At 36.0% G+C, this 8,566-nt stretch carries 8 protein-coding genes; 4 read left to right on the top strand and 4 right to left on the bottom strand.

Annotated elements, in window-relative coordinates; translation table 11 throughout:
* Positions 1–32 precede the first annotated feature (32 nt).
* From B3P23_RS01675 to B3P23_RS01665, 3 genes are all read right to left on the bottom strand, one after another.
* A complete protein-coding gene (locus B3P23_RS01675; protein ID WP_094771362.1) occupies positions 33–839 on the bottom strand; it encodes a 3-keto-disaccharide hydrolase in 807 nt (268 codons plus the stop codon).
* Between the two features lie 57 nt (positions 840–896).
* Positions 897–3,347, bottom strand: a complete 2,451-nt coding sequence (locus tag B3P23_RS01670; RefSeq protein ID WP_293924003.1) for a TonB-dependent receptor domain-containing protein — start codon at positions 3,345–3,347, stop codon at positions 897–899.
* 110 nt (positions 3,348–3,457) lie between these two features.
* Positions 3,458–3,739 (bottom strand): ATP-dependent Clp protease adaptor ClpS, encoded by a 282-nt coding sequence (locus B3P23_RS01665; protein WP_293924000.1) that lies wholly within the window; start codon positions 3,737–3,739, stop codon positions 3,458–3,460.
* Between the two features lie 72 nt (positions 3,740–3,811).
* Between B3P23_RS01665 and B3P23_RS01660 the strand changes: the two genes are divergently transcribed.
* From B3P23_RS01660 to B3P23_RS01645, 4 genes are all read left to right on the top strand, one after another.
* Complete coding sequence (locus tag B3P23_RS01660) at positions 3,812–4,858, top strand: 3-oxoacyl-ACP synthase III family protein (protein WP_293923997.1); 1,047 nt, start codon at positions 3,812–3,814, stop codon at positions 4,856–4,858.
* Between the two features lie 238 nt (positions 4,859–5,096).
* Positions 5,097–6,050 carry a DUF2157 domain-containing protein gene (locus B3P23_RS01655; protein WP_293923995.1) on the top strand — a complete coding sequence of 318 codons (954 nt, stop codon included), beginning with the start codon at positions 5,097–5,099 and terminating at the stop codon, positions 6,048–6,050.
* Positions 6,040–7,131, top strand: coding sequence for a DUF4401 domain-containing protein (locus tag B3P23_RS01650; protein WP_293923993.1), 1,092 nt, complete (start codon positions 6,040–6,042; stop codon positions 7,129–7,131). The genes B3P23_RS01655 and B3P23_RS01650 overlap by 11 nt, the downstream gene beginning before the upstream one ends.
* Positions 7,118–7,606 carry a GDYXXLXY domain-containing protein gene (locus B3P23_RS01645; protein WP_293923990.1) on the top strand — a complete coding sequence of 163 codons (489 nt, stop codon included), beginning with the start codon at positions 7,118–7,120 and terminating at the stop codon, positions 7,604–7,606. Before B3P23_RS01650 ends, B3P23_RS01645 begins: the two co-directional genes overlap by 14 nt.
* A gap of 55 nt (positions 7,607–7,661) precedes the next feature.
* Here B3P23_RS01645 and atpG read toward each other — a convergent pair whose 3' ends face one another.
* Entirely contained in the window at positions 7,662–8,555 is an 894-nt protein-coding gene (atpG, locus tag B3P23_RS01640) for an ATP synthase F1 subunit gamma (protein WP_045753273.1), read from the bottom strand.
* Between the last annotated feature and the right edge of the window lie 11 nt (positions 8,556–8,566).

Below are 8,566 nucleotides of genomic sequence, written 5' to 3'. Positions count from 1 at the left end.
AAGCTCGCTCTTTGTTTATATCTAAAATGAGATTATAGTTTTTTTACGGTAATATTTTTAAACCAAACATCATCACCATGATCTTGGAATCCAATCACACCTGATTTGGTTTTACCACCAACATTTTTCAAGAGCTCATACGCCAAAGGCCATTTTGCTTCACTAAATTTACTTTTCTGCAATAAATCAATCCAAGATTGATCCCAAAGTGTGTAGGTGACCACTTTGACACCATTCTGCCAATGTTCAACTTTGCCATTGTTCACAACGATTTTCACTTTGTTCCACTCACCAAATGGCTTGCCATTTTGTGGCTTCGCCGGAATCATGTCATACAAAGATGTTGATTTACGATTACCATCCACACCCATCTTCGCATCAGGATGATTTTCATTATCCAACACTTGACATTCAGGGCTTGAAATATAGATCGGTTGACCTTCAATTTCTTTCGCTAAAAAGAAAATACCCGAATTAGCCCCCTTCGCAACTTTCCATTCCAACTCCAATTCGAAATTTTTAAAATCGTGTGCGAAAATTAAATCTCCACCTTCATCATTTCCAACATTTGCCTTACTATCAAATTTTATGGCACCCTCATCAACAGTCCATTTTTTAGGAACTACGGTTTTATTATAACCTCTCCATCCGGTCATGGAAGTACCGTCGAAAATGATATATGCACCTTGCTTATTTTTTTTAAAATTTTTCAAATCTACCTTTGGTAGATCCAAAACCTTATATGCAGGGACTTCTTTCTTCTGTTGTGCGACAGCAGTACCCACACTTGCAGTACCCGCGAGCATAGTAGCTGCTAAAACGATTGTTCTTAATTTCATATCTAGTATTTATATGGATTAAATTTAAAAAAAAATCATCGGAATCAAGAATATATCTTAATATTCTTCTCCGGATATTTCATTTGTATTGGTCTCCTTTTTCTTAGACTTTGTTAAATCCTGGCCTCCGAATCGATACGAAACTGACAAAGTAACCATCCTTTTCATCCAGCGTCTTTCAAAATTAGAAATCAACTTCGGTGTCTCCGTATACCCTTCCATTTTTCTAGAATTAAATACATCACGTACATTCAGCATAACAGAAGCTTTCTTATTAAAGACGTCTTTTTTCAAAGCTACATCTATACCTTTCATCGCATTCATCTTACCTTGAGCCATTACTCGAGAAGAATTATATTCGCCTCTAACCTGTGCAGAAAATGTTGGTGTCATCCTATAGTTCATGGTTAAATTAGAATTATAAGAAAATCCCTTCCTACTGGGCAACTGGTACAAGTCATTCGCTTTAAAATTGGTATTGATCAAGTTCAGGTTGAATGTAAAATCAAAATCTTTTGTTGCATTTACTTTAGCAATAAATTCAAGACCAGATAAATTACGGCTTGTTAAATTTTCCCATTTACTGTAAGTCACACTATTTGAATCCACAAAGAATACGTAAGGTTGAATCACTTCATTGGTATGGTTAAAATATGCTGAACTGACCAAGTTTACTTTACCAAAAGTTTTTGCATAGCTTAACTCAAAAGCATGTACATCTTCAGGTTTCAGATTTGGATTACCCTGGCGTTGGTTCATATTATCGGTCACATCAGGAAATGGATTGATCTGCCACCCTCTGGCGCGCTGCACTCTTCTAGAATAACTCAACTGCAACTTATTATCACCATTATCATCCAGATCGTACGTCAAGAAAACAGTCGGGTACAAGCGAAAGAAATCCTGATTAGCATTTGTTTCTTTATCAAGTACGTCAGGATCCTTTGAAAAGTAAGTTGATTTTAATTCAAACTGCTCGCCACGTAATCCCAATTGATAACCAATCCTTTTGCTTAATTTATTCTGATAATTCACATATAAAGCATGAACGGTACTTGTAAAGTCAAAATCATTACTGATCTTATAATCGGGCAGATAATCCCCATTACTTACAACCAACGTATCTGAAAACTGCGTATCAAAAGATTTTCTGATCTGCGTCCGGTATCCAGCTTCAAACTTACTGGTCTCAGAAAAAGGTAAAACATAATCAGCTTGTAAGTTGATCACCTTTCCGTTTTCAGAAGTCACATTTTTACGACCGCTACCCAGAGTGGGACCACTAAACTCTTGTACGAAATCATTTGTTCCATCCTCTTTATCATTTCCATAGCTAGCATTAGCCGTCAATTCTTCACCAGATCGTTTAAATTGATGTCTAAAATCAAAATTCAAGTCGTACGCAAAGTCATCTTCAAATTGACGTGAAGTACGATTACTAGTACCTATAAGTGTAGGGTGATTGAAATATTGATAATTCAGATCTTCAGAACGGTCATTATTACGGATGCTCATATTACCAGAAAGCCCCACGGTAGTATGATCCGTTATGTTATAATCCACTCCAGCTTTAACATTATGTCCCTTCCCTTTACGAGAAGACTCAGATTCATTATAGATGCGACTATTATTATCTAATAAAGTGTTATCCACCTTACCGCTACCCACCATATTACGGCGGTTGAAATTATAGCTTCCAAAATAATTAAACTTCTTGTCCCGATAATTAAGGGTCAGACCAGCCATGTAGTTATCATAAGAACCTGCCGAAGCATTAACAGCACCATTCAGACCCGTCCGTATATTTTTTTTCAAGACAATGTTCACAATGCCCGTCTGTCCTTCGGCATCATATTTAGAAGAAGGATTCGTAATAATCTCCACTTTATCAATGGAATTCGCCGGTAAGCTCTGTAATAAAGCCGTCACATCATTACCTGCCATTGCAGACTCCTTACCATCGATCAATATCTTCACATTAGAACCTCTAAGACTAACCGTACCATCTTGATCGACCTGCAATGTAGGTACATTGGCCAATAAATCAGTTGCAGTACCACCTGCACTGACCAAGCTCTCTCCTACATTAAATACCTTACGATCAATCCCAATTTGCATCGCCGGAACTCTTCCCTCTACCACAACCTCACTTAGCAATTCACCAGAAGACTTGAGCATCAATTTGCCAAGATTTAAATTTGAAGCATTCGAAACAACAATATTAGGTTTTATGAGGTCAGCGTAGCCAACATACGTAACACGCAAGGTAAAAGTACCATCTGGGACATCTTGGAAAGTAATGAGACCCTTATCGTCAGATTGAGTGCCTTTTAAATAAGCTTGGGCTGTACCCGTAAGCAAAGTGGCACTAGCATAATGGACAGTAGCACCAGTTTTTTCATCCACCAGTATGGCAGATATTTTACCAGATTGAGCAAAAGCCCATATAGGAAAGAATAAAATAGTGATTAAAAAAGCAAAGGAATAGGTGTGATTTTTAGAGAGCATAATATAATTGTAAGCAGTAATCTTACAAAAATGTATTTTTTTGTTGAACAAAAACGACTCGTAACCACTTTATTACTTAATGCAATCAGGTAGCAAACACACCATAGAAATTATTCTACAGAAACAGTCAAGCCCTCTGCCTTCAAAATTTTCCGGTACACTTCCATTTCAGTCATCGACCCTTCTAGGACAGCACACTTACCCTCATTATGAACTATGAATGCAATCCTTTCGGATTCTGGTTCTGAATATTGAAGATGATGCATCATACAAAAAATAACATGATCAAACGTATTGATATCATCATTCCAAAGAATTAGTCGGTTGGAATCTTTAACGGAAGCTAAAATTTCGGACAAGGAATAGGTTTCTTGTGCAGTTTCTGTACTCATGCTACAAAAGTACTTTAATTTTCAAAAATTACGTAATTTTACTTAATTTGAACTTAACATAAATATAAGCACATGTTTCAATCCAAAATTGCAGGTATAGGATACTATGTACCAAAAAATGTTTATACCAATCAAGATTTAACTCGTTTTATGGATACTAGCGATGAGTGGATTCAAGAAAGAACAGGTATAAAAGAAAGAAGATATGCCGATCGCATTGGCGAAACGACTACAACTATGGCGGTCGAAGCTTCAAAAATAGCCATTGAGCGTGCCAATACCACTGCCGAAGAAATTGATTTCATCATCTTTGCAACATTATCGCCAGACTACTATTTCCCGGGTTGTGGGGTCTTGCTTCAAAGAGAAATGGGAATGAAAGAAGTCGGAGCTTTGGATATTCGAAACCAATGCTCAGGATTTATATATGCATTATCTGTAGCCGATCAGTTTATCAAAACAGGTATGTACAAAAATATTTTAGTAGTTGGTTCAGAAAAACATTCATTTGCCTTGGACTATTCGACACGAGGTCGCAATGTGTCGGTTATATTTGGAGATGGAGCAGGAGCAGTTGTACTTCAACCGACAGAAGATGCCAGTAAGGGAATATTAAGTACACATTTACACGCTGATGGTGCAGATGCTGAAAAATTAGCCATGTATTATCCAGGTGCTTCAGGAGGAATTTGGCTCGATGAAAAACCAACATGGCCTGAACAAGAACTCGGAGGAATGCTCATGACAGCAGAGATGTTGGAAGATGGAACTGCCTTTCCAGTAATGGATGGTCAAGCCGTCTTTAAGAAAGCGGTAGTAAAATTTCCAGAAGTAATCGGAGAAGCATTGACTAAAAATAACTTAACTACACAAGATATTGACCTATTAGTTCCCCATCAAGCAAATTTGAGGATTTCACAGTTTATTCAAAAAACCCTTAAGCTCAATGACGATCAGGTATTTAATAATATTCAAAAATATGGAAATACCACAGCTGCATCTGTCCCAATTGCCTTGTGTGAAGCATGGGAAGCTGGCAAAATAAAAGACGGGGATCTCATTTGTCTAGCAGCCTTTGGTGCTGGATTTACATGGGGATCAGCTTTAATACGCTGGTAAATTCCTTTTGAAACCTAGATATAGAAGAGCTCGTTTATTTTAACATATACGAGCTCTTTTCATTTTAGCAGATTAAGAGCAATAGTGGGTTTTCCACATGAGTTATCAACATAATGTTAATAACTCATGTGGAAAACCAAAATAACGCATAGCAAAACAAGAATTCTCCTTTCCAATGCTGTCCATGCATCAAAAAAACACAGCCGATAATTACCACTATTTATTATTAAATTTATAAATGGAAAAAATAGATCGGGAAGATATCATGATTACCAGTAAGCACAGTAATCGGTCAAAAAAACAAATCGAATCACTATTAGAAAAATATATCTATGCCAAACCAAAAGATTGGAAAAAGTTTCTAGATCTATTTTTATTGACTTTGGGATTGGGATTTGTCGTATCTGGAATTGTATTTTTCTTTGCTTTCAATTGGGCTGAACTCAATAAATTTATCAAAATAGGCATAATACTCTTACTATTGGCTGCCAGTATCATCTGCGCCATTCAGTTGCGGATCAAAGAAATTTATAAAAAGATGCTAATAACTGCGGCTGCAATGTTAGTAGGAGTCCTATTTGCAGTTTTTGGTCAAATATATCAAACAGGAGCCAATGCCTACGACTTTTTTCTGGCATGGACGCTATTCATTACACTTTGGGTTATTATCACTCATTTTTATCCCCTTTGGTTACTATTTATAGTGCTGACCAATATTACAATCGTTTTATTCAACGAACAGGTGTCTAACAATTTTGACTCAATAAGTTTAACCACCCTATTATTTTTCATCGATGGTCTGGCACTCATAGCATTACTAACATTAAATAAATACGACAAAGCAGACATTCCCCTGTGGTTTAGAAATACGTTAGCACTAGCAGTTACTACGATTGCAACTGTGGGCATCTGTTTCGTGATCTTCGACTCCAAACTCCAACAAGGCACACTTTTGATCTGTGGCACAATTGCTTTTTACTTATACAGTATACGATATGCATTATCAAACAAAAGCACATTTTTTATTGGCTCTATAGCTTTCAGCTTATTGATCATGATCAATTGTATCATCCTGGAAATTTATAATGATGACATCGCATTCCTTATCATCAGTATCTTATTTATTATGGGTGTAACAGCAGTTATTAAATTTTTATTAAATCTTCAATTAAAATGGACCAATGGAAAATAAACAGGCAATAAGAGATAAAATAGAAAGACTAAGTAAAGACAGTGAGCCCGCTTTTCAAATCAATACAGATAACGTATTAGCTGAGTATGCACATTTAGATAAAAACAGATCAAACATAACCATAAAAATACTATCTATACTCGGAGTGATCAGCAGTGTTTTATGTTTTTTAGCCGCTTTATTTTCACTACACCTACTCGATGACAAATTAAATGTAATGATCTGCGGATCCATATTACTCATTCTTTCATTATGGTGCGTTAAAAAATACAACAGCATCATCATAGATACTGCGAGTATCACCTGCTACGTTGTGGGTGGATGGATGTTGATCTATGGTTTAGATCATGATGATATCAATAATATGCTCATCGCATGCCTCATGATTAATCTATGCACGTTAGCTATAGTACAGCGTTATCTCATGTCTCTCTTAAACATACTTCTTATCATCTATTCATGCATAGCACTGACCAGTCATAATTCGGACAATCTAATCTTTATCGCACTAATCAACATGGTACTCATAGCCGCGTTAATCTATATCTTGACACAAGAAGCACCAATCCTTTCCAAACGAAACCTCATCAGTAGACTCTATCAACCTATACGAGTTGCGCTCGCACTTTCGACAATAGCAACAACAGCGTTTATTGTACTATCACATTTTGAGACTGAAGCATCACCTTTCAATACCTCAGCCATCGCATTGTACGCATTATCGATCATATATTCATTTGCAACCTTATTTATCGTGCACAAAATCATAGCAAAATTTGATACTGTAAAGTCTAATACCCAAATATTAATTTATATATTCGTCACCTTCATACTCGCTTCAACAATTATTAATCCCGGGATATCAGGAGCCATAGTGCTCATACTATTTTGTTTCTATTATCAATATAAATTTGGTCTTTATTTAGGAATAATTGCATTATTATTTTTTCTATCGCATTTCTACTACAACCTAAACTTTTCGCTATTGACCAAATCCATATTTTTAATGCTATCTGGACTCGTGTTTCTAGTCATTTACTATATCATAAATTCAAAGAAAGTCAAGAATGAAAACATATAAAAACTGGATCATCGCGGCAAATTTAATTGCCATCATAGCTTACTTTAGTTTCACCATAATTCAAAAAGAAAACATCCTTAAGAATGGAAAACTGATCCTGTTAGAATTATCTCCCATAGATCCAAGATCACTTATGCAAGGTGATTATATGCAATTGAGATATAGCATAGCAGATAGCCTTGACACACAAGAAGCTCCATTGCGAGGCTATCTTGTGGTCAGATTAAATGAAAAGAACATAGCACAAGGAGTACGCGTCCAACAGCATACGACGCCATTGAATAACGTTGAATTTTTGATTAATTATACAAAATCCAACAGGAACAATCTAAACATTGGTGCAGAGTCTTTCTTTTTTCAGGAAGGTCATGCTCAAAGATATGAGCAAGCAAAATTTGGAGGAATTAAAGTCGATAATAAAGGAAATAGCCTTTTAATAGGACTCTATAATAACCAACAAAAAATCATAAAATAAAAAAAGGCGATGCATGTATGTGCATCGCCTTTTTCTATATTGATATTACTCTTAATTATCCATTTGATAATGCCGCTGCACCAGAAACAATCTCTGTTAACTCTGTAGTAATAGCAGCCTGACGCGCTTGGTTGTATGAAAGCTTCAATGCTTTTAACAAATCTCCAGCATTATCAGTTGCTTTATCCATAGCTGTCATACGAGCACCATGCTCAGAAGCATGTGAATCCAAAATAGCTTTGTACAATTGAATTTTAATAGCTTTAGGAATTAATTCCTCAATGATCTTCTCTTTCGAAGGTTCGATAATATAATCAACCTCAGCAGTTTTTTCCTTAGTCGAAACAGTATCTTCCGTAGGAAGTAATGGTAAAATTTGCTCAGAAGTCAAAATTTGTACCGCAGCATTTCTGAATTGGTTATACACCACCTCTACACGGTCAAAGTTACCTTCTTTGAATTGTTCCATTACAAATTCAGTGATTTTTGAAGTATTTTCAAAATTCAAAGCACCGAATAAATCACTATGATTGGCAATAATATTATAAGCAGGCTTTTTAGCATAGAAATCGTATCCCTTTTTACCAATGGTGATCATACTTACATCACCTTTACGTAATTGATCAGCATACTTTTCGGCAACTAACTTATTAGCAGTTTTGATTGCATTCGCATTAAAAGCACCAGCCAGACCTCTATTAGAAGAAACAACAATAATCAACACTTTATTTGGTTCACGATCTACCGTATAAGGAGAGTTACTTCCTTCTACACTTGCAGATACATCTGCCAAAATTTCACGAAGTTTATTCGCATACGGACGCAATTGAACGATTGCATTAGTAGCACGTTTTAATTTCGCTGCAGATACCATTTTCATCGCCTTAGTAATCTGCTGTGTCGATGTTACCGATGCGATACGGATTCTTACTTCTTTTAAATTTGCCATATTTAATTTGA

It is taken from the genome of Sphingobacterium sp. UBA6320, assembly GCF_002440335.1.
Taxonomy (GTDB): domain Bacteria; phylum Bacteroidota; class Bacteroidia; order Sphingobacteriales; family Sphingobacteriaceae; genus Sphingobacterium.
The sequence above is the reverse complement of the archived record's forward strand: the minus strand, read 5'-3'. Positions and strand labels throughout refer to the sequence as shown.